Here is a 22,725-nt window from a genome sequence, read left to right as displayed (position 1 = left end):
GGGCGGGAGGCTGCGACGGCACCGGCGATGCTAGCGCCGCCGATGTTATCTAGTGCCAAGCACAGGTGATGCCAGCGTGAGGCGAGGGCAGTCGTCGGTCCGCACGCCTCGACTCGATCAGAAGCCGATCACCACATCGTTGAGCGGCAGCTGCTGCCGGCGTGGCTGCGGCGACGGGCTGTTCCAGGCAGGCCCTTGCCCGAACAGCTGCGCCTCCGATTCCGGACCGTAGTACTGGAAACGGTCGAAGACATAGGGAATCCCCTCCGAGCCCTCGAAGTGCACGCTGTTGCTCAGCTGGAAATGCAGGTGCGGTGCCGCCGAGTTGCCCGATTGGCCGAGCTCGGCCAGGGCCTGCCCACGCTGCACCGTCTGCCCGGGCCTGACCTTGATGCTGCCCTTGCGCAGATGGGCGTAGCTGGCGAACACGCCGGGCGCGATTTCCAGCACCACGTAGTTGCCGAACAGGCCGGCTGCGGTAAGCGATGCGGGCTCCGGCTGCGCAGTGAGTGGCGCATGCTCCGGTTCGCCATCGCGGGCATCGCGCACCACGCCGTCGGCCACCGCGATGACCGGTGCCGCGTAACCGACCCAGTCCTGGTGGCGCGTGTGCTGCAGGCGCTCGGGGGCGGCGTGCACCGCGCGGCCCTGTGCGTCCACCCCCACCAGATCGAGCGCGAACCGCTGCGGGATGGTCAGCGCGCCGTTCACCGCCACCAGGCTGCCCCAGTGATGCGACTGCGCCGCCCCGGGGCCTTCATGGGCGAGCCAGCGCCCTCCGCGCAAGGGTGGGCCGAGTACGGGTGGAACGGTTGGCTGCGTCGCGATCACAGCGCCTTCCAGGGCAAACCGTTGCTGATGATCGTTGCGGAAATCGATGTGGTGGCGAAGTGTGGTCGGCACCGCAGCGCCTGGCGGCAGTGTCAGCCACAGATAGATGACCGCGCGTTTGCCGGCGGCGACGGTGACCGGGGTTCCGTCGGCAGGGGCGGGGCGGGTCCATGCCGATAGCCCTTTGGCATCCAGATTCAACAGCGGTTGCGCGTCGCCGTCAGCGAATACCTGCAGATCCTCCGGGAACAGGGAGCCGGTATCGCCATAGAAATTGCTGACATGCAGTTCATAGGCGAGGTGGCGGGCACCGTCACTGCCGGTGAACACCGACGGCGCGAACGGTACCCGCGCCTCGACCGGGGCCGCAGCGGGCGTGGTGGCGGGGGCGGCAAGCAGCGGGGCCGCCAGCAGCATCAGGACGGTGGCGGACAGGGTGCGGCAGGTCATGCGGCAATTCCCGGGTGGGTGGCGCCGGGCGGGCGCGAGGGACCCATCATAGGGCGCCACGCAGCGCGCTGTACGGCGTTCCGGTGGCCGGCCCTCACCGGATCCATGGATCGCCGAAGGCCAGCTCGCCATCACCCAGCGGGAACTCGTTCGCGCGCTCGGTCCAGTGTCCCTGCGCATCGCGGGCACGGAACTGCCGGATCACGAAGGGCAGCCCTTCGCTGTTCATGATGTCGGCGCCGGAAGATACCTGGAAATGCAGATGCGGCCAGCGTGCGTCGCCCGAGTTGCCGATGCGTGCGAGGCGCTGGCCAGCGCTCACCCGTTGGCCGGCCTTGACCGCCACGCTGCCGGGTTGCAGGTGCGCATAGTGGGCGTACTGCCCATCGCCCAGATCCAGAACCACGGTGTTGCCCGCCAGGGTGTCCATGCTCAGCGGCAGCGCCGGGGTAAAGCCGGCGGCGGTGCGCGGGACGTTGTCGGGCAGTCCGTCGCGTGCCTGCACCACGACCGCGTCGGCCACCGCGAATACCGGTTGCGCATAGGCGTGGTAGCTGCGCACGTCGAGCGGATCGCCGCTCAGGACGGCCGCATCGATGCGCCGTTTCCAGTCGATGGCGTATCGCCGCGAGATCTGCGCGCGGCCGCCGGCCACGAACAGGCCGGGCCGATGATGACGGTCCAGCGCCAGGGCATTGTCGGCCAGCCAGTGCTGGCCACGTACGGGGCTGGCAAGCACGCTCACCCGGGTGCCCCGGGTCGGCACAGCTGGGCCGTCGGCGATGCCGCTGTCCAGCCGCAGGCGATGCCCCAGCTGCGTGGGAACCGGTTGCGTGCGCGCGAAGGCAAGGCAGAGGTAGGCGGTGGCCGAGCGCCCGGCAGGCAGTGGCTGTGCCGCGTCCAGTGATCCACCGCCGATCATGCGCAGTGCGCCAGACAACTCCGCGCCGGACAGCGAGCGCAGCAGGCGAGGGCCGTCCGCACTGTCGCCGCTGATGTCCAGCGCCTGGATCAGCATCGGACTCTCCGAGGCGTTCAACAGCTGGAGCTCGTAGACCAGGTAGTGCAGGCCGCCTGCATCGAACACGGAAGGTGCCACCGGCGTGCGCACCTCCAGCTGCGGCGGCGGAAATGCTGGGCTCGCGCCGGTGCCTACGGGAGCCGGTGCACCCGCCGCATCTGCAGTGGTGCAGCCCTGGGGCAGGGGCAGGGCGGGCGCCGCGTGGAGGGCCCAGGGCGTGGTCACAGCGAGCAGGAGCACCAAGGGCAGGGCGGCGGGCTTGGCCATGTTGATACCGGGCGATCATGAGCGATGGCCGAGTGTACGCGGTGACGCGGCGCGGCGTGCGGGAGGCGGGGCCAGCCGCCCCCCGCACGCCGGCTGCGATTACTGCGGTGCCACCAGGATGGAGGCATCCAGCACCGGGAACGTCTGCGGCGCCTGGCCGGACGACGCAACCAGACGGATCTCCAGTGTGGTCGTGCCGCCAGCGGCGGCGTTGAGTGCCTGTAGTGCCCCCAGTTTCTGCGGCAACGGCACCGCAAACGTGGTGGGATGGCTGTGGTCCATGCCGGGCATGCTCGGGCCGAAGAACGATACGGTGCCCGCGTAGTAGGGGCTGTCGGCCGCTACCGAGGTGGTGCCTGCGGGCGCGTTGATCAGCACGTCGAACTCGCGGGTGTTGTTCAACCCGCGTGGGCGCTCCAGCGTCACTTCGGCGATCAGCTGACGTGGCCCTGTCGATGCCAGGTGCGCGCGCACCGCTTCATCGGGAATGGCCACACGCACCGCACCATCGGAACGCGTGCCGCGCACCAGCCGCACCGCACCGGCAGCGGCCGGTTGCGCGGCGGTCTTCAGCAGGTCGTTGCGGCCCGGGTACACGTAGTCGTAGTCGAAGGCCGTGGTGGAGAAGAACGCACTGGCCGGACGCTCGCCGACGAAGCCACCCTGCGCGTTGACGAAGAAGCGGAACGGCTCGTTCATGAACTGACGCCGCTGCTCGACGTCCACCGGCATGATCGGCTTGCCTCGCTGGTACTGCAGCTGCGTCCACACATCCCACAGGCGGTCCATGTTGGCGTGGTGCAGGTAGAAGATCGGATCCAGCGGCGACAGGAAGTTGGTCATGTTGCCGTACGGGCCGGGATCGACCGCGCCGACACCGCCGATGCAGTTGTGCACCTTGTTGTGCGGGAAGCCTTCGAGCACCGAGAATTTCGTGGCGCCATCCGGTTGCACCACGTGCGAGGCCGTGCGCGAACTGGTGAAGCTGCGGCTGACATCGGCGTTGTAGAACTCCACCGGCGACAGCCCGGAATGGATGGTGTCGGGTGAAACCGCCGAGCGCGTCTTGTCGTCGAGGCCCGGATTTTCCCGCCACAGATAGCGCGCGCCGCAGGTGATCGCGTAGGCCGCGTTGCCGGAGATGCCGGTCTTTTCCGTGGCGCTGTACCCGGTCACATCGTTCCACACATCGTCCGCGGTGAGATAGCCGCGCAGCTTGAGTTGTCCACGCTGCCCGGCATCAAGCGATTCCCAGTAACGCTGCAGCGCCGGCCGCATGAAGCGGGTGAACACCGCCAGGTTGCGTGTGTAGGGGGCGTAGGCGCTGTCGGTGGGCGACAGCACCCCATCGAACATCGTCGGCGGAATACGCGGCAGCTCGGTCCAGTCCCAGTAGGGCATCGCGAACTGCGGATCACCACTGAGCGTGCGGATGGTCTGCTCGAAGTAGCCCACATAGCCACGGTGCCAGACGTAGAACCACCAGTTGCCGTGCGGGCAATCCATCAGGTGCACGAAGGCATTGCGGAACCAGTTGCGCGGATCACTCGCCGGCAGTTTCAGCATGGCCTCGATGCCGCGCGCATAGCTTTTCAGCATGCGCTGGCCTTCGGGGCTGGTGACGTTATAGCGGTGGTAGCGTGCCTGCACGGCCTTGTCGGCCGGCGCGGCGCCGCTGGCCCAGGCCCCGGGTGCGATCAGTGACGCCAGCGACGCACTGGCGGTGCTGGCAAGAAAATCACGACGTGTGTAGCGCATAGCCTTCCCCCTGGTGATTGGTTGAACCGCGTTGGGTTACAAATCACTGGCAGGGCCGGCGGCAGCAGGGTGGCCGGCCCGACGGGGCCATCCAGCCCCGCCGCTTCCACCGCCTGGCGCAGTGATGGCCGGGGTGGAAGCGGCGGTAGTATAGGCATGCGCCTTGGCGACGATCTGCGAAGCAGGCCACAGACAGCGGCGCGTGCACAGCGCCGCGGCTGAAGCCGTTCACCGTCGTCGTCGGGGCGTCTTCGGATCTCAGCCAGGCATGGCCTGGCGCTACGGCTCGGGTTTCACGCGGACCACGCGCCGTCGATAGTCGTACACGTTGTCACCGTCGATGCGCGTGGCTTCAGTGCCACGTACCTGGCCCACCTTCTGGTTGGAGCCGGTGACCGGTTTGGCCTTGACCTCGGTCTCGTGCTCGAAGGCGTGCGATTTGTCGGTGTTGCGGTAGTAGCGGTACAGCGCCCAGTACAGCGCGGTTGCGCCGGCCGGGCCTGCCGCCAACAGCCAGAGGCCACTGTCGTCGCTCATGAGGTTGCCATCAGGATTGCAATTGCCAGGGTTTCGATGACGGTGCCGGCGGCCAGTGCCGCCAGCAGCATCTTCCATTGCTGCACCGGCACGCTGCCCATGGTTTCGCCGGTGCGGCCGTTCACTGCGATGTAGTGCAGCATGCCGCCATTGCGGCCAGGCTGGTGGTAGGAGTAAAGCCAGACCGGCAGGTACATCGATACCCAGCGGGTACCGTGGACCTCCAGTTGCTCCTGCTCCCAGCGCACGCCGCGGTTGTAGCCGCGTACCGATGCTTCCACCTGCGAGCGCGCGATCGACAGCAGCTGGTCCTCCAGCCGCGGACGCAGTTTCTCCACGTCCACGTTGCGCTTCTCCGAGGTGAAGCCTGCCAGGTAGGAGGCGTTCCACTTCACCGCGTTCTTGGTGTCGAACGGCAGGATGGTGTTGATGATGTTGTTGGTGTTGGCGCTGACATCCAGGTTGCCGCGCTCGGCCGAGGATTCCATCTGCAGATCGTCGACGGTGAAATCGACCTGGCGCTCGATCTGGTAGACATCGGCGTCGTACACGGTGCGCTTGTTCTTGTCGTTGCCCACTTCGTAGCGGCGGGTCTGGATCTCGCCCTTGCCGGCCACCGCTGCGCTGACATTGCTGTCGACAATCATGTAGGGCAGGTACACGCCCACCACGTTTTCCGGGGTGAACTGCTGCTTGAAGGCCTTCAGCGCGAACAGCCGGCGCTTGTCCACGAACTGGCGGATGCGCGCTACCGCATCGTCCTTGCTGATATGGAAGGGCAGCACGGCGTCGGGCACGGCACCGTTGGCGATCTGCTCGTTGACGCCGAACACATGCCGGCACCAGTGGCAGCGTGCGGTCATGGTGCTTTCGGTGTTGACCGTCACCTCGGCACCACAGCCGGTGCATTTGAAGGTCATCAGCGCTGAGGTGTCGGCATCGATGTCACGCGCACCGGAGGCGATGACGGTGCCGCGCAGCTGGTCGATGTCCTCGCCCAGCCCGAATGCCTCTTCCACCCGCTCGCCATGCCATTGGTGACGGCAGTACATGCAGATGAGGATGTCGGTGCCGGGCTTGGGCCGGATGTCGGTGGCGCCGCACTTGGGGCAGCGGTTGAGGCCGTCCTTCAGTTCGCTGGCCGAGGTATCGATGGCCAGCGGGTCGGGCGCTTCCACTTCATCGCGGATCGCCTGTGGCAGTTTCGAGGCGTCCAGCGGGAAGCTGCCGGGCAGGGGAGGTACGTCCTGCGGCGAACCCGGGCCATCGAGCGACGCCGCCGGCAGTGGCGGCGGTGTCGCAGGCGCGGATCCGGGCAGCGGCGGTGGGCCGTTTCGGGGATCGGACATGGTCGTCGTGCGTCCTGCCCGTTACAGGCCCAGTGCCTTGGCCTTCAGTGCGTCGTAGTCGCTCTGGGTGATCAGGCCCAGATCCAGCATCTCCTTGGCCTTCTTCAGCTTGGCCACCGGGTCATCGGCGGCCGGCGTCACCGGCTGCTGCATGCCGCCCACGCCGAACATGCCCGAGGCCATGCCCACGCCCACCAGGCCCGCCGCGCCACCGTTCTCGCCGGCCGACTGGATGCCCTGGGCCACGCTGGCCTGCAGGTTGGAATTGCCGCGCGAACCAGACAGGGCATCGGCGCGCTGCACGGTCTTCAGCAGTTCGCGGGTGTTGGCGTCGTATTCGATGGAGACGATCGCGGTCTTGACGATGGCCAGGCCGCGGTCGGACTTCCACTGGTAGCCCTGTTCCACCGCGGCCGACAGGCTCTGCGCGAAGCCCAGCGAATCCTGCTGCAGCTTGGTGATGCGGTTGCCCTTGCCGGGATCGTTGGTGTACAGGCTGAACGCCGGCGCCAGCGAACCGACCACTTCATTGAACAGCTGGCTGGCCGCTGCATTGTCCAGGTCGGTGAAGTCGAACACCTGGCCCGGCCGCAGGTAGCTGGCCGGTACGAAGTTCTTCACGAACAGGATCGGGTCGACGATCTTCAGCGTGTACGAACCACGCGTGACCGCGCCGACCTGGGTATTGAGGAAACCGTCGTCCCAATAGATTTCCGACTGGGTGCCGAAGCGGTTGTCCGGCAGTTCCTTCAGCGACACGAAATAGGCGGCCTGCTGCGAGCCCGGCTGGCCACCGAACTTGAAGCGTTCCCAGCTCTGCTTGATGAAGGTGCTGACCAGGCCGTCACCAGCGAAGATCGACTGCGAATTCAGATCGTCCGAGCGCCACTCGTAGCCGCCGGGTTCGGCAACGAATGCGGTAATGGCACCGTCCTGGAACAGCAGCAGGCCATAGCCCTCCGGCACGATGATCTTCGAGCCGTTGCTGATGATGTTGGACGAGCCGCTGGTGTTGGAGCCGCGGCCGGCATTGGTGCCCTGGGGCACCGCGGCGAACAGTGCGGCGGTGGACGGCAGCCCCGTCGGCACGGTGTAGAAGTCCTTCCACTGGTCGGCCAGCACGCCGCCGACTGCACCCTTCACTGCCTGTACCAGACCCATGACCCGCTCCCTGAGATTCGTGGGCAGGCACCATGCCTGCCAAGCTGGACCGAATATAGCAGCGGGCGCCGACCCCTGTGGTGCCGGAAGATGAACCCGGGCCAGCGCGGGTCAGTGTCCGTCGGCACCGGCCCGGCCGGCACGGATGGCCAGCAGCACGGCGGCCATGTCCAACCCACCCAGGCCCATCTGCTGGGCACGGGCGAACAGCGCGTCGCTGTCCTCGATCAGTGCGGCGTGCATGCCGGCCTCGCGCGCCGCACCGGCCACCAGTCCGCTGTTCTTCAGTACATCGGTGATCGACGCCTGCACCTGGAAATCGTCGCGGATCATCTTGTCCAGCTTGATCCGCGACACGTCGCTGGCCATCGGCCCGGCATTGAGCACCTCGGCGAAGCGCTCCAGCGCGATGTCGTGCTTTTCGGCGAAGTGCACCGCCTCGGCCAGCCCGGTGACCAGCGTGATGAGGTACAGGTTCACCGCCAGCTTCATGCGCAGTGCCGACGGAACCACGCCGCAGGCGACGCATTGCCGCCCCAATGGCGCCAGCAGGGCTGTGGCCTGCTCGACATCGGCCGGCGCCCCGGCCAGCAGGATGACCAGTTGTGCGGCCTCGGCCTGCACGCGCGATCCGGACACCGGCGCTTCGACGTAGCGCCCGCCCGCGCCGCGCACCTGTTCGCACAAGGCCTGTGAAAACGCGGCAGAACTGGTGCCCATGTTGATCAGCAGGCGGCCCTGCACGCGTTCGCGGAAGGCCGCGCCGTGGCGGTCCAGCACGCTGTCGATGGCCTCGTCATGGGCCAGCATCAGGATCAGGGTGTCGCACGCCGCGAACACGTCGTCGAGCGATGCGCACACCCCGATGCCCACCGCCTGCGCGGCGGGATAGGTACGCCCGTAGCGCGACCAGCCCAGCACCGCAGTGCCTGCGCGCGCCAAGTGACCCGCCATCGGCGTTCCCATCACGCCCAGGCCGAGGAATCCAACAGGCATGACAGGCTCCGGATCATGGCAGGGCGCCCATCATGCCGCAGATCGGTCCTGGCTGGCTCAGGCGCCGGCGCGCAGGATCAGCGCGTAACCCACCAGCAGCAGCACGCACAACGGCAGCGTGACGAACGAAGCGATCAGCCAGCGCAGTGCCTTGCGTGAGGCCACCGTGGCGGCACCGATCTGGCCGGCGGCCACCAGTGACGAGGTGCGGTTGGCGTAGACCGTGGCAACGATGCCGAACGGCCAGAAGCCACCGAAGATGCTCAGGATGGCCCACATCAGGTAGTTCTTCGGGGCCGTGTTGGTGCCAGTGGTACGTTCCATGCAGTGAATCTCCGTGATTGGGGCGCGGATTATGTACGCCGCATGCGAGGCTGGAAACAGGGTGAACACTGGGCAGTGACCAGTCATCACTGGCAGGCGCCAAAGCAGCGTCCAAGCCTGCCATTGACGCCTCCGCTACGAGGGGCGAAAAGCCGGACCTGAATATTCACGTGATTATCATCACGATTTTCCTGAAACTCGCTTTCGATAATCGGGAGCAGCGACGCCGGCCAGGGTGTTGCGGGTATCCCGATCCGTCCGACGTCCGCATCGTCGAGCTACCGACGGCAACTCCCTGGGGGCATGGGGGCGGACAGCGTGAACGTTGATCTGCGTATGCAACGGCTGGTGCGGGGTGCGGCGACGGCATCGCAGCATCACGCAATGAGGCCAGAACGCTACGCATTGCGCGATCGGCTGGTGCAACGGCACCGGGTCGCCATTCGAAAGGGGAGTTTCAATGCACAGGCAAGTCAGTGAGATGTTGCAGCGCGCCTATCGGCCACACCGGTCCCTGCCGGATCTGCTGGGTGCGTTCGTGAAGGAGTTTTCGCAGCATCAGGCCCTGCGCGGTGGGCGCGTGCATCTGCGTGGCACCGGCACCGGCACCGGCAGCGCGGAGGACACGGCGACTGCAGCGTCGCCGCCGCAGGCACCCGGTTCGAGCCAACGCGTGCCGATCCGCTACGGGGGGGAGGTGCTGGGTGAGCTGCAGCTGGAGGGAGAGCCCGGCGGTCTGGACAGCCGGGCGCTGGCGCTGGGCGAGCTGTTCGCACACCGTTGTGCGCATCTGATCAAGCGTTACGAAGCGCAGGCCTGGGCCGAGCAGGCCTTGAGCCGGCCGCTGCTGCTGGTCGGTGCCTGTGACGCGCTGAAGCGGATGGAGGAGTTTGTCGAGCGCGCAGCCGCCAGTCGTTTGCCGGTATTGCTGCGCGGTGAGTTCGGCACCGAGAAGATGGAGCTGGCCGCGGCGCTGCACAGCGGCGGCCCGAGACGGCGCGGGCCGTTCGTGGAGATCAACTGTGCGCACGCCCAGGGTGAGCCGGCCGATTGGTTCGGTCGTGCCGGTGGCGGCACCCTGTACCTGCATGAAGTGGATGAGCTGCCTGCCGCTCTGCAGGGCCAGCTCTCGCACAGCATCCGCGGCCTGCAGGCGGCAACGGTCGACGCCGACCCGGTGCGCGCCATCCGGGTCATCGCTTCCACCAGCGCCGACCTGGAACAGCGCGTGCGCGAGCGGCAGTTCTCGCGTGCGCTGCTGGCCGGGCTGGAATTCCTTACCGTGGACATTCCGCCGCTGCGTGAGCGCACCGAAGACATTGGTGCCCTGGTGGCGCGTTCGCTGCAGATGCATGGGTTCAACCCGCAGGTCATCGGCGGCGACGTGCTGGACACCCTGCGCAGCCACGACTGGCCCGGCAACCTGCTGGAAATGGAACGGGTGGTGGTGCGGCTGGCGGTGATGACCGGTGGACGCAGCATCCGCCGCGAGGACGTGCTGCGCCACGCGCCGGGGCTGGTGGCCAGCGCCGATGCAGCGGCCCCCGTACCGGTATCGTCGGCGATCGACCCGCCTGCGCCCGAGGCCACCCGGCAGGAGGACGCGGTGGCCGCGCCGGTGTCGGCACATGAGGGGCTGCATGATGGTCTGAAACGGGCGCTGGCTTATCTGAAGGACCATGCCGCCGAGCCGGTGACCCTGGGCGACCTGGCCCGCCAGGCGCATGTGAGCCAGTCGCACCTGGGGTTCCTGTTCCGCAGCGAACTGGGCACCACCTTCAAGCTGCTGCTGCAACAGCTGCGCATCGAACATGCCAAGCAGCTGCTGCGCGGCGGCCAGCGCCTGCGTATCACCGATGTCGCCCTGCAGGTCGGCTTCGGTGACCTGAGCCACTTCGAGAAGAGCTTCCGCCGGGTGGTCGGGGTGAGCCCGCGCAGCTACCGCCGCACGCCGGAGCAATGAAAAAGCCCGGCGCAGGCGCAGGCCTGGCCGGGCCGAGTCACCGCCGCAGCGGGCGCTACCTGGCGTTCGCTTCGGTTGCCCGGCGTACCGCTTCTTCGGCCGCCTCGTCGGCACGCCGCGCCGCTTCGCTGGCGGCCTCGACCGCCTGCTGTGAGACCGCCATCGCCGCGCGGATGCCGGCCTCGCTGGCGGCCATGGCCGCGTCGGCCATCTCCTGCGCGATCTGCATCGGTGTCTTGCCACTCGGGTAGTCAGGGGTGGGCGGTGAGGGCAGCGGGGTCGGGAAGGTCATCGCAGGAACTCCTTCTGGGGCTGGGGATGGGGCGCCGTCGCGGTGGCCGCCCAGGATGTGGCGCAATGCCGCCTGGGCATCGGCCAGGATCTGTTGCGCCTGTTGCCGCGCCGCAAGGCGGCCAGCGGCCACGGCCACCCCGGCGGCGCTGGCCAGAGCGGCGGTGGCGGCCGGAACGCCGTCTTCGGGCGCGGCAGGCCGGTCCGGGCTCACACTGCGCCCGCCTCGAAGCCCTGCTCGGCGTCATCGTGGATGAAATGGCGGATACGCCGATAGTCCTGCAGGGTGATGACGTTGTCCTCCACCTGCACGCGCGCCTGTTCCTTGGAACCATCGATCGCGAACAGCAGGCTTGCGCCATCCTGGCCAAGCTGGCCACGGGCAACCGGATGTTCGTTGAGGAAGACCTGCGCGCTGCGCAGCTGGCGCCGTGTGGCCTCGCGCAGGCGTTCACCGTCCAGCGGTAGACCCGAACCATCGTTGAGGAACAGGGCGACCTGTTGCGCCGCCAGCGAGATGCGCGCGTAGCCGATCTGGCGGTTCGCGGCCAGGGTCTCGGCAATCGCCGCGCGCACCTGGTCCGGCGACGGCAGGCTGGGCAGCTGCGGCCCATCCAGGTAACCGAACAGCATCGGCAACAGGGTCTGCAGCGCATGGGTAGCGCGTTCCATGCGCAGTTCGCTGCTGCTGCCGGTCGGGTGCACGCGCTGGTAGAAGCGATAGTAGTCGGCGAACTCGATCGGCCTGCGCGCATGCAGCAGGGCGAACCGCGCTGCCTCGGCCTGGGCCTCGGTCGCCTGGCCCGCGCTGCCCTGCTCAGCGGCCAGCTGGTACAACGCCAGCGACTCACGGAAATCGAGCTGGCGCAGCAGCGGCGCATCGCCGGCGTCGACGGCGACCAGGAACGGGCGGAAGGCCTCCAGCTGCGTGTTGCTCAGCAGGCCGTGGCGAGTCAGTACCGCGTGGGTCTCGTTGACGAGCGGGCTGCTGGACGGGCCCATTTCAAGCTGGCGCAGCACATCCAGTTCGTCGTTTCCCAGGCTGAGCAGCTTGATGGGGCTGACCTGCAGGCCCGCCTGCGGCAACCACGTCATGCGCGAACCATGCAGGCCCTGCTGTACGCCGTCCAGCATCGCGCCTTCGTCGGCGAACATGTAGCGGTGCTCGTGCGAATCGATCGCCCATTGCAGCCAGTAGTGGCCGCCATCGATGAAGTGCAGCACGCGCCGGGTGCGTGGACCGAGCTGGCCGAGGTGAGGAATGGAACGACCGTCAATGAAAACGCTCATGCGTGGCTCTCCTTGCGGCCCTATGCGGCCGGAAAATCCTTGAGGACGGTCGCAGCCGCACTGCCGACCCGTGTGAAGTCGTCGGTAGCCCCTTGCATCATGGTCTGCGCCTGGGTCAGTACCCTCGCATACTTTTCGTCTCCCGTCGCCAGGTACTGGGCCATGGCCACACCGGCGGCGGTGGTGGCGATGGTGGAGACGTTGCGAAGCGCATCGGCGGCATCCTGGACGGCGATCGCCGCCGACTGCGCGACCGACTGGTAGGCCTTGCCGGCACCGCTGGTCTTGACCACGGTGCTGGCCATGGTGGCCGTCTGCACCTGGTTGATCACATCGATGACCTGGGCGTTGACGTTGCTCGGGTCCATACGGGCTCCTTGAGGGGCGGTGGGCGGCCGGACGCATCCGGCGCGGCGTCACGCGGCGGGATCAGTGCCGTCGCTCGCCGGGGTGGAAGGGGAGTCGGGCGCGGGGTCCTGGGCGGGACCCGCTGCCGGATCCGGACCGGGCGTGGAGTCGGGCGCAGGACCGGGCGCGGGCGCCGCGCCTTCGCCTGCAAGCTGTTCAAGCGTGTGCAGGCTGGCGGTGGCGGCCGCAGCGTCGGCAGTGGCACCGTGGGTCTGTGCCTGCAGGACGCTGATGGCGGTCTTTCCTTCTGCGGTGGCCGCGGCGATCACCGCAGAAGGCGAGGGTGGGGCCGGCACCGGGCCGGGCAGCGGGATTACGTTCGGCGGCGGTGGCGGTGCCGGCGCGGGCGGTGGGGGCGGCACCGGCCACGGCGCGTTGATCATCTTCGCGCAGGCCGCGGTCACCGCCGCCGAGCTGACCATGCCGGCGCCCTGCTGGCGCGCGACCGCGTTGTGCATGGCCGTGCTCAGGGTCTCCAGCATCACCATGTCCAGCATGCCGAAAGCCTGCGCCGGCGCCTGGCCGACCAGCAGCGTGGCGGCGGCGCTGACGCTGTCGACGATCTGGCTGTTGACCGTGTTGTCACTGCTCATGATGGAACGGCTCCCTTCTGGATGATCAGGGCCAGGACCTGGGCCAGGCTTGCGCCGGCGGTCACCTGGCCACGTTGTTGGTTTGCCACCGCGTTCTGCATCGCCAGGCCGATGCTGTCGGCCATCGCCAGGTAGGTGGCGGACATCGCAAACGACGGGGCAAGGCCGATCGCCAGCGCGGACCCACTGCTGGTGGCATCCAGCAGGTAGCCGATGGCAGGCGGCGCGGCCATCAATCAGGGGCCCGGCGTGACGCCACCCGGGGCGGGGGCGCGGTGGGCGACGTCACGCCGGGCCAACACGTCAGCGCAGGCCCAGGATTTCGCGGGTGGCCACGCCATTGGAGGCGGTGTCGATCGCATACAGCGTGGACACCCCCTGGGTGGTCGACGCCTGCATGGTCACGTAGGACTGCTGCTGGTTGTTGGTGGCGTTGTGGGCGGCGTTGGACAGCGCCTGGCTGGTGGCCACGAACAGGTTGCCCATTGCGATCGCCGGCGCATCACCGAGAACCTTGGTGTTGACCTGCGAGACCGAGTCGGTGATCTGGCTGTTGACGGCGGTGGGAAATGCCATGGTGAAAGCTCCTTGGATGGACTGCACTACAGGAACGGAGATCGACGACATTCAGCTGGATCAGCCGAGGATCTTCCGGGTTGCGGCGCCGGTGGCGCCGGTATCGACGGCATAGAGCAGGGCCACGCCCATCGTGGTGGCCGCCTGGGCGGTGACATACATCTGCTGCTGGGCCAGCGTCGCGTTGTGGGCGGCATTGGCCAGCGCCTGGGCGGTGGCCTGGTACAAGGTGCCCATCGCCGTGGCCGGTGCCACGCCCAGCACCTGCAGGTTGGCCTGGGTGACCGAATCGGTGACCTGGTCGTTGACGGCCGTGGGAAACGCCATGGATCAGCTCCTTGCCTGCCGGCGCGTTACGCGCCGAGGATCTGCTTGGTGGCCACGCCGGTGGTGGCCGTGTCGATCGAGTACAGCGTGGCCACGCCCATGGTGGTGGCCGCCTGCGCGGTCACATAGGACTGCTGCTGCGCGTTGGTCGCGTTGTGGGCGGCATTGGCCAGCGCCTGCGCGGTGGCCTGGTAGAGATTGCCCATCGCCACGGCGGGGGCGTCACCCAGCACCTTGGTGTTGGCCTGGGTAACCGAATCGGTGATCTGGTCGTTTACAGCGGTCGGAAATGCCATGTCTTGCTCCTTTGGGTTGGCGGGTCAGCGGCGGAACGACGGATCAGGAACCCAGCCCGCGCACGCGGGTGCTGAGGATTTCCTTGCTGGCCACGGCGGTGGTGGCGGTATCGATCGAGTACAGCGTGGCCACACCCATGGTGGTCGCCGACTGCGCGGTCACGTAGGACTGCTGCTGCGCGTTGGTGGCGTTGTGGGCGGCGTTGGCCAGCGCCTGTGCGGTGGCCTGGTAGAGATTGCCCACTGCCACGGCGGGCGCATCGCCCAGCACCTTGGTGTTGGCCTGGGTGACCGAGTCGGTGATCTGGTCGTTTACCGCGGTTGGAAATGCCATGTGCTGCTCCTGCGGAAAGTGGAAGTGCGGGGTAGTCACGGTGCCTTGGGGGGAACTGCCTGTGCTTCACCGTGGGCCCAGCGTAGGAAATGACGACGCCGCCGGATTGGCGGAATCGACGAAGAATGCGGGGCGATCCCCGTGAAGGCGCGGCCGGGATGCGGCGGATCTGCTGATCGGCACCGTCGATGCCGCGGGGCAGGGGGCCGTGCGCCCCCTGCCGGTGCAGCGCAGGGGCTGCTAGAGCATGTACGGGATCTTGAACGCCAGGGTGAAGTCGGGCGCATCCGGCGTCAGGCCGATGCCCAGCAGGGTCACCAGGGTGGTGTGCTGGTTCAGCGCATAGGTCACGCCCAGGTTCAGCGACGCGGCGTTGGCGTCGCTGCCGATCACCTTCACCCACTGGCCGCCCTCGAAGCGGGTCGAGGCGCGGGCGCTGATGCGGTCGCTGAAGGACAGGCTGAGGCTGGTGCGCTCGTTGAAGGCGAAGGCCACGCCCGCGCCGAAGTACACCGAACCGCCCAGCTTCACTTCACCGGGATTGACCGTATCGGGGTTGCTGTCGATATCGTCGAAACTGCGCGCGAACGAGTGCACGTAGCCCACATTGGCGAACAGGATGGCCGGATCGGCGGTCTTCACCATCGACAGGCCCAAATTGGCCTGCCAGACGCCGTTGCCGGTGGGTTGCTCGCGTGGCACCGCGAAGCGGATGTAGTCATCGTCGTCGCGTTCGATCACTTTCCAGTCCAGGCCATACGGTGCGCGCCCGGTGGGGGCGGTCACCCCGGCGGTGAGCACGGTTTCCGGGCGCCAGCCACGCTCGCCGAACAACCGGTAGTTCGCACTCAGTCCGATGTCACCCAGGCCATTGCCGTTGGTCTCTTCCTGCGCGATCGCCGCCGCCGCGCCACCGGCACCGCCTTTCTGGTAGACAGTGCGCCGCGCCAGGTACGGCACGTCCAGGTTCAACGTCAGGTTCGGGCTGACGCCCCAGCGCGCCGCCAGGTTGTAGGTGAGCGAATCGGACTCCACGTTCTCGATGGCGATGTTGCCCAGGAAGATCGCATCCAGCGCCAGGAAGCCGTTGAGGGTGAGCTGCTTGCGATCGTAGCGCGCGTAGGTAAGGCTGTTCTCGAGGGTGAAGCGACGCGAGAACAGCGCCGATTGCTGCTGCTTTACATCATCCACGCTGCGTCGCGATTCCTGCTTGGCCTGCTGCGCCTCGGCGGCAGTGCTGGCATAGCCTTCACTGCTGGGAGGAACGGCGGCGGCCGCAGCCTGTGCCAGCGGCGCCGCAGGAGCGGCGGCGTCCGGGCCGGCCCGGCCCGCCAGGCGGGCCTGCATCGCCTGTACCTGCATGTCCAGCTCGCGCAGCCGTCGCACTTCCTGGGCGTAGTTGCTCTTCAGCTGCTCCAGCTGGTTGGCCAGTGCCTGCACGTCGGCGCCATCGTCGGCACCAGCGCCGGGTGTGGGCGGCGCGGCAAGCGCGGTGCCTGCCAGCGCCGCCAGCGCCAGCGGGGTGATCCTCAGTAGGGTGTGCATGTTCGTGCCCTGCGTTGTGACTCGCTTCCCCCAATGCCGGGCCGCTGTTACTGGCCCGGCCCCATGCCGCGGTTCAGTGCAATCGCCTGGGCCACGTTCTGGCTCAACGGCAGGTTGCCGCCCGCGGTATCGCGTACCAGCTCCAGCCGCAGCTGGTTGCTGGCGCTCTGGCCATCGCCCACCAGGGCAATGCCCTGGCCGACACTGCCGTTGCGTATCCACTGCTGCACCAGACCCTGTCCATCCACCTTCAACAGCAGGCGCGCCTGGTTGCCATCCAATGCCGCAGTGGCATTGATGCCGGCCTGCTGTGCGCTGGCCGAATGCGCGCCGTCGCTGAAGCCGGCGGGCACGGCGCCATCGCGCACGGTCAGCGTGGTCGCGTTGCGCGCCACGTTGCCATCGCCGGCCACCTGTACGCTCTGCACCAGTCCGCTGGCATTGGCCAGCCCGCTGCTGTCGATGCTGCGGCCGGAGGTGTCCGGCAGCGGCGCATCGGCCGCGGTGACCTGCACGCTGGGCTGGAAGCTCAGCCGGGGGGCGCCGCCGCCGCGGAAATCCATGCCCAGCGTCAGTGCGCCCTGCAGTGCGGCGCCATTACCGGCCTGCCACTGCGACACCATGGTCACCCCGAACCACGCCACCGTGTTGCCTCCCACGGTGTAGCGCCCGCGCATCAGGTTCAGTTCCGGGTCTGGAATCTCGGTCAGGCCACGGCCGGGGGCGGCCTCCGCTGCCCGGATCGGCAGGGCAGGCGTCGCCAGCAGCAGGGCCATCCAGCAACATTGACGAAACATGTGCGTGCCTCCTTCAGAACAGGTCGGCGTGGCTGAAGCCGAAGTCCACCAGTTCCGCATCGGTGATCGGCCCCTGTCGCGCGTAGAGCGCGCGTGCACTGGGCCGTTCGCTGGGTTGCAGCAGGACGGTGTTGCGGTCGAAATCACTGCCGATCACCACGAACACGGCGCGTGATGGCCAGGCCGCCAGGAAGTCGGGCAGGGCCAGGCTGCGATTGCCGAGAATCGGGTCGGCCACCTCCACGTAGCCGTCGCGCACCTGCTTGAGCACCACGAAGTGGCGGAAGCCGCGCACATCCATCAGCACCAGGCCGGGAACGCGCAGCGTGCGCAACCGCGCCTCGTCGATGCGATAGCCCCGCCCGCGCATGCCCAGCGACTCCACGTAGCGCTTGATGTCCAGCAGCGAGAAGCCGCGCTCGGCTACCAGTGCAGGATCGGATACCCCCATCATCCCTTCGATCACCGTCGCTTCATCGGTCTGCAGGTGGTAGGCATGGCGCAGGATGGTGGCCAGCGCCGCCGCACCGCAGCTGTAGTCGGTGTGCTGGCGCACCACGTTGCGGTAGCGCCGCTCCTGCATGCTCTCCACCTTCTGCTGCAGCAGCGCGCCGTTGGGCAGCACACCGCTGAAACGCACATCGCCCGCCCACGCCGGGCCCGTGCCCAGCAGCAACAGGGTCATCAGCAGCAACCACGCGCGACAGCCGGACATGTCGTTCTCCGTCAGCAGGGGGGAGCCCCTGTCCCAAGGGGGAGGAGGAACAGGGGCTCCCGGGGACCCGGCCATTGGCGGACGGCCGGGGTGTTGCGCTTACTCGCCGTTGCCACCACCGCCGCCCGTACTGGGCTGGGCGACCGCCAGGGCGAGGCTGTTGGCCTGCAGGTTGCCGGTGCCGGCGGCCACGTTCACGCCGATGTTGCCGGAGGCGCCGGAGAACGCACTGCCCGACAGCGCCGAGGTGTTGGTCGCATTGACGTTCACCCAGCGTGTGGTGCTGACCGTGCCGCTGAGGCTGGCGTACAGGTCGGCCACCCCCAGTTCGACGAACTGGCTGGTGCCGCTTTCACGCGTATCGAAGCCCAGGCCGCCCACCCCCGGCCGGTTGGGGTTCATCGTGGCGTTCTGGATCTCGTTGTCCAGGTCGATGTGGCCGGTGCTGTTGCCACCCGGGTGCGGCAGATCGCCACTCCACGTATCCAGGTAGTAGTTGGCCATCTGGTAGGCGTTGCCGGTGCCACGGTAGGTGCCGGCGCCGTAGGCCAGGGTCAGGCCACTGACGCCACCGTGCATGCCGACCTGCACCGTATCGGTGTAGGACTGCACGAAGCCGGCATTGCTGACCGTGTTGCCGGTGGAGACCTGGTTGGAACTGATGCTGGACTGGGCAACGGCGGTGGTGGCCACCGATGCGGCCAGTGCGTTCTTCTGCTCGTTGTTGTTGCCCGAGGCGATGTTCACCCCGATGTTGCCCGACGCGCCACCAAAGGCATTGCCACCCAGCGCCGCGGCGTTGGTCACACCGGAGTTCATGGTGGCGTTGCCGAAGCCGGCCTGGTTGACGAACACTTCGGCGTCGGCCATGCCGAAGCTGAAGGAGGCGTCGGCCGCCGACAGCGAGGCCGCGTTGTCCTGCGCATTGTTGTCGCCGGAGACGACGTTGAAGCCCAGGTTACCCGAGGCACCGGCACCCACGCTGTCACCGATCGACGCACTGTTGGTGACCAGGCTGTTGCTGGTGGCGTTGTTGCTGATCGACTGCCGGTTGTCGATCACCGCGATCGCGGCCGAGTCCAGGTCGATGTCGCCATTGATGCTCGGATCACCGGAGAAATTGACGTCGGTACTCAGGCGCAGGTCCTTTTCCAGGTTCACGTCGACGCCGTGGTTGTTCTTTTCCTTGCGTTCGTCGGTCTGGATGTTGCTGTGCTTCTGTACGTTGACATTGACGGTGCGGTTGCGCACGTCGTTGTCGGTGTGGTTGTGGGTGTCGTTGCGGGTCTCGCTGACGGTGTGGTTGTGGTTGATGTTCGCGTTGGCGTTCTGGTTGTCCCAGCCATTGGCCGCAGCGGCGGTCGAGGCAGTGGCAATCGCCATGGCGAGCATGGTCTGTTTGACGGTCGCTTTCATGGTGCCCTCTCTCTCATCGGATGGTGCATCGCGTGGGTGGTTGTCACGGGCGGTCCTGCACGACCAGGCCCAGTACGTTGGCCGTATCGTTGCCGCTGCCCGCGACCTGATTGAGTTGCAGGACTCCGTCGAATCCCCGCAGCGCGGTGCTGGCTACACCGGCGCTGCGGGTGCCCGTCGCAACGCCGCGACCGGCGTCGTCCCGCCCCCCTGCCAACGCGGAACCTTCGGCGGCCAAGGCCGTGTCGTCGGTTTCGCGTATGCCCTGTCGGGCCAGCGTCGCGCTGACGACGTTGAGCGTCGTGTTGGCGATGCCGCTGGCCTGGTTGATCGAAGCGATGCCGCTGGCGCCCGCCAGTGCATCGCCGCCGATGTCGGCGCGTGCATGCAGCGGCGCCGACAGCACGCGGTTGCCGCCTTGAAGCTGCTGCGCGTTGATGGCCACGTCGGCGCGCTCGCCGCTGGCGATGCCGCGCAGATTGCCCTGCAGGTTGAGATCGCCGGCGGCCTGGTTCACCGCGATCGCGCCGCTGGCGCCGGCCAGGGCGCGGCCGTCGATGCGGGTCACGTCGAGGTAGGCCAGCATGCCGGTGTAGTCATCGGCGTGTGCCGGCAGCGGGGCCAAGGCCACCATCAGCAGCGGCCAGCAGTGGCGTTTCACTTGCCACCTGCCGGGGCCGGGCCCTGCAGCGGGAACTGCGCAAGCGCACCGCGAACGGTATCGCCGATGCCGCGTGTGCTGTTGCCGACCGCGCCCAGTGGACCGCTCATGGTGCCCCCGAGGCTGCTGCCGAGCATGCCCTCGCTGCTGCGGCCGAGCGTGCCGCCCAGGGCCTGCTGGGTCACCCGCTCGACGGTGGTGCCGTGTGGCGTTGCAGGCCCGGCGCTGCGGCCGGCGCCCATGCCGGCGTAGTCTTCCTCGCTCAGTTCGTCCATGCCGCTGCCTGCGGCACCAGTGCCCAGCGCAGTGGCGATTTCGCGCTGGGGCTTCGGGTCGGCGATCAGGGCCATGCCCGGCGGGGCCATCCGGTAGGCCGGCCGCGCCGCCACATCGCGCAGCAGGACAATTTCGCCCGGCTGCGCCTTCACGCCCTGGCGAGCACCGGAGGCGCCGACGCTGGGGGCAGCCGACAACGAGGCCAGCGCCAGTGCGGCTGCCAGGCTGCGAATGAGGGTAGTGCCGTCCATGCCGATCTCCCGCGGTGGGTGCGGCGGAGGGACGCATCAACCGTGCCAACTTCACGAGGCCCGCCCGCCAACAGATGGCCAGGGCGCGCGCGCCCGGGGTGGCGCCGGGGTGTTACAACCGTGTGGGAAAAGTGTTGGGATTGCGCAGCCCCAAGTGCCGCAGGGCAAGGCGGGGCGCGGCCTGTCGCATTCCTGTTACAGGTGCGGCCGCCGACTGCAACGGTGCCGCTTCAGCTGGCGAGATCTTGACGCGGCGCTCATTGCGCAGCCGTTTAGCGCAGCGCTAGGATCCGCCCAACAAAGGCCGCCGTGGTGGCCGTTAGAGGTCCCGGCGGGGGGCGGCACGCCGGTGATTGCCCGACAGTCCGCCGACGGTGTCCGGTTGCTGGGGGAAGCATGGCGGCGGTCCCGGAGGCTTCTACATCGCGTTGCGTACTCTGGTTTGGTGAACCGCTGGCGATTGAGCGCAGTGCGCTGGCGGCCGCAGGCTGGTACGTGCGCAGCATCCATCCTGATCCGGGCATGGCCATCGGCCTGCGCGGGCGCGACCGGCTGCTGGCCGTGCTGGACCTTCGCCACCTGGATGCAGCTGCGTTGCAGCTGCTGATGCCGTGGATCGAGCAGCACCAGCATCTGCCATGGCTGGCGGTTCTGCCGCCCAGCGCAGGTGCGATGCCGGCAGCGTGGCTGCCGTTGCTGCAGCACTGCCAGGCACGCTTCACGCTGCCATTCGGCTTGCAGGATCTGGTCAGCGCGATGCGCCAGCAGTTCGATGCGGACCAGTTGCCCGCTGAGGCGGCGTGCAGCGGCCAGGGGCCGCGCGCCCTGATCGGCGAGAGCCCGGCGCTGCATGCGGTGCGCACGGTATTGCACAAGTTCGCTCCGGTGGAGCTGCCGGTGCTGGTGACCGGTGAGACCGGCACCGGCAAGGAACTGGCCGCACACGCGCTGCACGCGCTGTCGGGGCGCGCGGGCAAGCCGTTCATCGCGGTCAACTGCGGGGCGATTCCGGCCAATCTGGTGCAGTCGGAGCTGTTCGGGCATGAGCGCGGCTCGTTCACCGGGGCCGACAAGCGCCAGATCGGTGTCTTCGAATCCGCGCAGGGCGGTACGGTCTTCCTCGACGAAGTGGGCGATCTTCCGGCCGAGGCGCAGACCAGCCTGCTGCGCGTGCTGCAGGAGGGCACCTTCGAGCGGGTCGGCAGCAGCCAGCCGTTGCGCGCCGATGTGCGGGTGCTGGCCGCGACCCACGTCGAACTGGAACACGCGGTGGCCCAGGGCCGCTTCCGCAGTGATCTCTACTACCGCCTCAACGTGCTGCGCTTGCTGATGCCGCCCTTGCGCGAGCGTGGCGCCGATGTACAGCTGCTGGCCGAGCACTTCCTGCGCTGCTTCCGCCTGCGCCACGCCGTGCGCGCGCGTGGCTTCTCGCCGGCGGCGATCCAGGCAATGCGCCGCTTCGACTGGCCGGGCAATGTGCGTGAGCTGCTGAACCGGGTACAGCGGGCGGCGATCATGGCCGAGGGCGAGCTGATCAACGAGCGTGATCTTGAGCTGGGCGCACCGGTGCAGGCGCTGCCCGGTGCGATGCTGCACGATGCGCGCGGCCAGGCCGAGCGTGATGTGCTGCTGCAGACCTTGCGCCAGACCGGTTACAACGTGTCCGAATGCGCCCGGCAGATGCAGATTTCGCGGGTGACGGTGTACCGGCTGTGCCGCAAGCACCGGCTGGAGCTGCCTGCGCAGCGCTGATCCGGGTTGACGGCCGATGCCGCGCCGCACACGCTCCGCTATCCATTGTCTGCATGACCCTGCGCGAGATGAGCCAGAGCCCTGAACTGCTGCGCCGCCTGCTGCGTGCCAAGGACCGCATGGACCATGCCAGCCACGAAGACTGGCCGGTCTCGCGCCTGGCCGAGGTCAGTGCGGTGTCGACGGCGCATTTCGCGCGGGCCTTCAAACAGGCCTTCGGCCTGCCGCCGCATCGTTATCTGCTCAGCCGCCGCATCGAGCGGGCGGTGGCGCTGCTGCGCGAGACCGATCTGCCGGTCACCGAGATCGCGGCGCAGACCGGCTGGGCCAGCCTCGGCACCTTCGGTCGGATCTTCCGTGACATCACCGGCGACAGCCCGGGCAATGTGCGCCTGCGCGAGCGGTCCGGCCATGCAGGCGCCGATCACGTTCCCGAATGCCATGCCCGTGCCGCGCAGCGCCCGGACCTGAACATCGCAGTTTTGGAGAAGCGTCGCCGCCAGGCGGTTGCTAACGTGGACCCCACCTGAGGGAGGTCCC

At 68.0% G+C, this 22,725-nt stretch carries 26 protein-coding genes; 3 read left to right on the top strand and 23 right to left on the bottom strand.

Annotated features, from left to right (window positions below):
• Nucleotides 1-117: 117 nt before the first annotated feature.
• From C9412_RS05200 to C9412_RS05165, 8 genes are all read right to left on the bottom strand, one after another.
• Nucleotides 118-1,281: a M23 family metallopeptidase gene (locus C9412_RS05200; RefSeq protein ID WP_181358664.1), complete on the bottom strand. Its 1,164-nt coding sequence runs from the start codon at nt 1,279-1,281 to the stop codon at nt 118-120.
• A 94-nt stretch (nt 1,282-1,375) separates the two neighbouring features.
• Nucleotides 1,376-2,380: a M23 family metallopeptidase gene (locus C9412_RS05195; RefSeq protein ID WP_219906180.1), complete on the bottom strand. Its 1,005-nt coding sequence runs from the start codon at nt 2,378-2,380 to the stop codon at nt 1,376-1,378.
• A 288-nt stretch (nt 2,381-2,668) separates the two neighbouring features.
• Entirely contained in the window at nt 2,669-4,327 is a 1,659-nt protein-coding gene (locus C9412_RS05190) for a tyrosinase family protein (RefSeq protein WP_107230637.1), read from the bottom strand.
• Between the two features lie 279 nt (nt 4,328-4,606).
• Nucleotides 4,607-4,864 (bottom strand): hypothetical protein, encoded by a 258-nt coding sequence (locus C9412_RS05185; RefSeq protein ID WP_107230636.1) that lies wholly within the window; start codon nt 4,862-4,864, stop codon nt 4,607-4,609.
• Nucleotides 4,861-6,213: a hypothetical protein gene (locus tag C9412_RS05180; RefSeq protein WP_107230635.1), complete on the bottom strand. Its 1,353-nt coding sequence runs from the start codon at nt 6,211-6,213 to the stop codon at nt 4,861-4,863. The genes C9412_RS05185 and C9412_RS05180 overlap by 4 nt, the downstream gene beginning before the upstream one ends.
• Nucleotides 6,214-6,234: 21 nt before the next feature.
• Nucleotides 6,235-7,374, bottom strand: a complete 1,140-nt coding sequence (locus tag C9412_RS05175) for an SPFH domain-containing protein (protein WP_107230634.1) — start codon at nt 7,372-7,374, stop codon at nt 6,235-6,237.
• 111 nt (nt 7,375-7,485) lie between these two features.
• Nucleotides 7,486-8,370 (bottom strand): NAD(P)-dependent oxidoreductase, encoded by an 885-nt coding sequence (locus C9412_RS05170; protein ID WP_107230633.1) that lies wholly within the window; start codon nt 8,368-8,370, stop codon nt 7,486-7,488.
• A gap of 57 nt (nt 8,371-8,427) precedes the next feature.
• On the bottom strand, nt 8,428-8,694 hold the full coding sequence (locus C9412_RS05165; RefSeq protein ID WP_181358665.1) for a CD225/dispanin family protein: 267 nt from the start codon (nt 8,692-8,694) through the stop codon (nt 8,428-8,430).
• Nucleotides 8,695-9,154: 460 nt separating this feature from the next.
• On the opposite strand from C9412_RS05165, the gene C9412_RS05160 reads away from it, so the two are divergent.
• Nucleotides 9,155-10,657: a helix-turn-helix domain-containing protein gene (locus C9412_RS05160; protein ID WP_107230631.1), complete on the top strand. Its 1,503-nt coding sequence runs from the start codon at nt 9,155-9,157 to the stop codon at nt 10,655-10,657.
• 55 nt (nt 10,658-10,712) lie between these two features.
• Here C9412_RS05160 and C9412_RS20850 read toward each other — a convergent pair whose 3' ends face one another.
• The 15 genes from C9412_RS20850 to C9412_RS05085 all read right to left on the bottom strand — a co-directional run bounded on the left by C9412_RS20850 (nt 10,713) and on the right by C9412_RS05085 (nt 20,433).
• Nucleotides 10,713-11,162, bottom strand: coding sequence for a hypothetical protein (locus tag C9412_RS20850; RefSeq protein ID WP_258189999.1), 450 nt, complete (start codon nt 11,160-11,162; stop codon nt 10,713-10,715).
• Entirely contained in the window at nt 11,159-12,238 is a 1,080-nt protein-coding gene (locus C9412_RS05150; RefSeq protein ID WP_107230629.1) for a hypothetical protein, read from the bottom strand. The genes C9412_RS20850 and C9412_RS05150 overlap by 4 nt, the downstream gene beginning before the upstream one ends.
• Before the next feature lie 20 nt (nt 12,239-12,258).
• A complete protein-coding gene (locus C9412_RS05145) occupies nt 12,259-12,606 on the bottom strand; it encodes a hypothetical protein (RefSeq protein WP_107230628.1) in 348 nt (115 codons plus the stop codon).
• A 48-nt stretch (nt 12,607-12,654) separates the two neighbouring features.
• Nucleotides 12,655-13,239, bottom strand: a complete 585-nt coding sequence (locus C9412_RS05140; RefSeq protein ID WP_107230627.1) for a RebB family R body protein — start codon at nt 13,237-13,239, stop codon at nt 12,655-12,657.
• Nucleotides 13,236-13,472 carry a RebB family R body protein gene (locus C9412_RS05135; RefSeq protein WP_107230626.1) on the bottom strand — a complete coding sequence of 79 codons (237 nt, stop codon included), beginning with the start codon at nt 13,470-13,472 and terminating at the stop codon, nt 13,236-13,238. Before C9412_RS05135 ends, C9412_RS05140 begins: the two co-directional genes overlap by 4 nt.
• A gap of 70 nt (nt 13,473-13,542) precedes the next feature.
• On the bottom strand, nt 13,543-13,815 hold the full coding sequence (locus tag C9412_RS05130) for a RebB family R body protein (protein ID WP_005416651.1): 273 nt from the start codon (nt 13,813-13,815) through the stop codon (nt 13,543-13,545).
• 60 nt (nt 13,816-13,875) lie between these two features.
• On the bottom strand, nt 13,876-14,142 hold the full coding sequence (locus C9412_RS05125; RefSeq protein ID WP_107230625.1) for a RebB family R body protein: 267 nt from the start codon (nt 14,140-14,142) through the stop codon (nt 13,876-13,878).
• 26 nt (nt 14,143-14,168) lie between these two features.
• Nucleotides 14,169-14,438: a RebB family R body protein gene (locus tag C9412_RS05120; RefSeq protein ID WP_005416649.1), complete on the bottom strand. Its 270-nt coding sequence runs from the start codon at nt 14,436-14,438 to the stop codon at nt 14,169-14,171.
• Nucleotides 14,439-14,481: 43 nt separating this feature from the next.
• Nucleotides 14,482-14,772, bottom strand: coding sequence for a RebB family R body protein (locus tag C9412_RS05115; RefSeq protein WP_005416648.1), 291 nt, complete (start codon nt 14,770-14,772; stop codon nt 14,482-14,484).
• 240 nt (nt 14,773-15,012) lie between these two features.
• Nucleotides 15,013-16,317, bottom strand: a complete 1,305-nt coding sequence (locus tag C9412_RS05110; protein WP_107230624.1) for a transporter — start codon at nt 16,315-16,317, stop codon at nt 15,013-15,015.
• Nucleotides 16,318-16,364: 47 nt separating this feature from the next.
• A complete protein-coding gene (locus C9412_RS05105; protein ID WP_107230623.1) occupies nt 16,365-17,114 on the bottom strand; it encodes a hypothetical protein in 750 nt (249 codons plus the stop codon).
• A 13-nt stretch (nt 17,115-17,127) separates the two neighbouring features.
• Entirely contained in the window at nt 17,128-17,829 is a 702-nt protein-coding gene (locus tag C9412_RS05100) for a C39 family peptidase (protein ID WP_107230622.1), read from the bottom strand.
• Nucleotides 17,830-17,928: 99 nt separating this feature from the next.
• Nucleotides 17,929-19,245, bottom strand: coding sequence for an adhesin (locus C9412_RS05095; RefSeq protein WP_107230621.1), 1,317 nt, complete (start codon nt 19,243-19,245; stop codon nt 17,929-17,931).
• Between the two features lie 43 nt (nt 19,246-19,288).
• Nucleotides 19,289-19,879 (bottom strand): hypothetical protein, encoded by a 591-nt coding sequence (locus tag C9412_RS05090; protein ID WP_107230881.1) that lies wholly within the window; start codon nt 19,877-19,879, stop codon nt 19,289-19,291.
• Nucleotides 19,880-19,902: 23 nt separating this feature from the next.
• Nucleotides 19,903-20,433, bottom strand: coding sequence for a hypothetical protein (locus C9412_RS05085; RefSeq protein ID WP_107230620.1), 531 nt, complete (start codon nt 20,431-20,433; stop codon nt 19,903-19,905).
• 396 nt (nt 20,434-20,829) lie between these two features.
• Here C9412_RS05085 and C9412_RS05080 point away from each other — a divergent pair, with 396 nt between their 5' ends.
• Together C9412_RS05080 and C9412_RS05075 are read left to right on the top strand one after the other, a co-directional pair.
• Nucleotides 20,830-22,185, top strand: a complete 1,356-nt coding sequence (locus C9412_RS05080) for a sigma-54 dependent transcriptional regulator (RefSeq protein WP_107230619.1) — start codon at nt 20,830-20,832, stop codon at nt 22,183-22,185.
• 68 nt (nt 22,186-22,253) lie between these two features.
• Nucleotides 22,254-22,715 (top strand): helix-turn-helix transcriptional regulator, encoded by a 462-nt coding sequence (locus C9412_RS05075; RefSeq protein WP_107230880.1) that lies wholly within the window; start codon nt 22,254-22,256, stop codon nt 22,713-22,715.
• Nucleotides 22,716-22,725: the final 10 nt, after the last annotated feature.

It is taken from the genome of Stenotrophomonas sp. Nf1 (assembly GCF_003028475.1).
Classification (GTDB): Bacteria; Pseudomonadota; Gammaproteobacteria; order Xanthomonadales; family Xanthomonadaceae; genus Stenotrophomonas.
This window is presented reverse-complemented; position numbering and strand designations above follow the sequence as displayed.

Coding starts and splice junctions, on each gene's coding strand:
- C9412_RS05150 (WP_107230629.1), bottom strand. CDS start 12,238: ATGAGCGTTTTCATTGACGGTCGTTCCATTCCTCACCTCGGCCAGCTC.
- C9412_RS05120 (WP_005416649.1), bottom strand. CDS start 14,438: ATGGCATTTCCGACCGCTGTAAACGACCAGATCACCGATTCGGTTACC.
- C9412_RS05115 (WP_005416648.1), bottom strand. CDS start 14,772: ATGGCATTTCCAACCGCGGTAAACGACCAGATCACCGACTCGGTCACC.
- C9412_RS05100 (WP_107230622.1), bottom strand. CDS start 17,829: ATGTCCGGCTGTCGCGCGTGGTTGCTGCTGATGACCCTGTTGCTGCTG.
- C9412_RS05200 (WP_181358664.1), bottom strand. CDS start 1,281: ATGACCTGCCGCACCCTGTCCGCCACCGTCCTGATGCTGCTGGCGGCC.
- C9412_RS05075 (WP_107230880.1), top strand. CDS start 22,254: ATGAGCCAGAGCCCTGAACTGCTGCGCCGCCTGCTGCGTGCCAAGGAC.
- C9412_RS05180 (WP_107230635.1), bottom strand. CDS start 6,213: ATGTCCGATCCCCGAAACGGCCCACCGCCGCTGCCCGGATCCGCGCCT.
- C9412_RS05110 (WP_107230624.1), bottom strand. CDS start 16,317: ATGCACACCCTACTGAGGATCACCCCGCTGGCGCTGGCGGCGCTGGCA.
- C9412_RS05130 (WP_005416651.1), bottom strand. CDS start 13,815: ATGGCATTTCCCACCGCCGTCAACAGCCAGATCACCGACTCGGTCTCG.
- C9412_RS05095 (WP_107230621.1), bottom strand. CDS start 19,245: ATGAAAGCGACCGTCAAACAGACCATGCTCGCCATGGCGATTGCCACT.
- C9412_RS05135 (WP_107230626.1), bottom strand. CDS start 13,472: ATGGCCGCGCCGCCTGCCATCGGCTACCTGCTGGATGCCACCAGCAGT.
- C9412_RS05090 (WP_107230881.1), bottom strand. CDS start 19,879: ATGGTGGCCTTGGCCCCGCTGCCGGCACACGCCGATGACTACACCGGC.
- C9412_RS05125 (WP_107230625.1), bottom strand. CDS start 14,142: ATGGCGTTTCCCACGGCCGTCAACGACCAGGTCACCGATTCGGTCACC.
- C9412_RS05160 (WP_107230631.1), top strand. CDS start 9,155: ATGCACAGGCAAGTCAGTGAGATGTTGCAGCGCGCCTATCGGCCACAC.
- C9412_RS05170 (WP_107230633.1), bottom strand. CDS start 8,370: ATGCCTGTTGGATTCCTCGGCCTGGGCGTGATGGGAACGCCGATGGCG.
- C9412_RS05190 (WP_107230637.1), bottom strand. CDS start 4,327: ATGCGCTACACACGTCGTGATTTTCTTGCCAGCACCGCCAGTGCGTCG.
- C9412_RS05165 (WP_181358665.1), bottom strand. CDS start 8,694: ATGGAACGTACCACTGGCACCAACACGGCCCCGAAGAACTACCTGATG.
- C9412_RS05080 (WP_107230619.1), top strand. CDS start 20,830: ATGGCGGCGGTCCCGGAGGCTTCTACATCGCGTTGCGTACTCTGGTTT.
- C9412_RS05105 (WP_107230623.1), bottom strand. CDS start 17,114: ATGTTTCGTCAATGTTGCTGGATGGCCCTGCTGCTGGCGACGCCTGCC.
- C9412_RS05175 (WP_107230634.1), bottom strand. CDS start 7,374: ATGGGTCTGGTACAGGCAGTGAAGGGTGCAGTCGGCGGCGTGCTGGCC.
- C9412_RS05140 (WP_107230627.1), bottom strand. CDS start 13,239: ATGAGCAGTGACAACACGGTCAACAGCCAGATCGTCGACAGCGTCAGC.
- C9412_RS05185 (WP_107230636.1), bottom strand. CDS start 4,864: ATGAGCGACGACAGTGGCCTCTGGCTGTTGGCGGCAGGCCCGGCCGGC.
- C9412_RS05085 (WP_107230620.1), bottom strand. CDS start 20,433: ATGGACGGCACTACCCTCATTCGCAGCCTGGCAGCCGCACTGGCGCTG.
- C9412_RS05145 (WP_107230628.1), bottom strand. CDS start 12,606: ATGGACCCGAGCAACGTCAACGCCCAGGTCATCGATGTGATCAACCAG.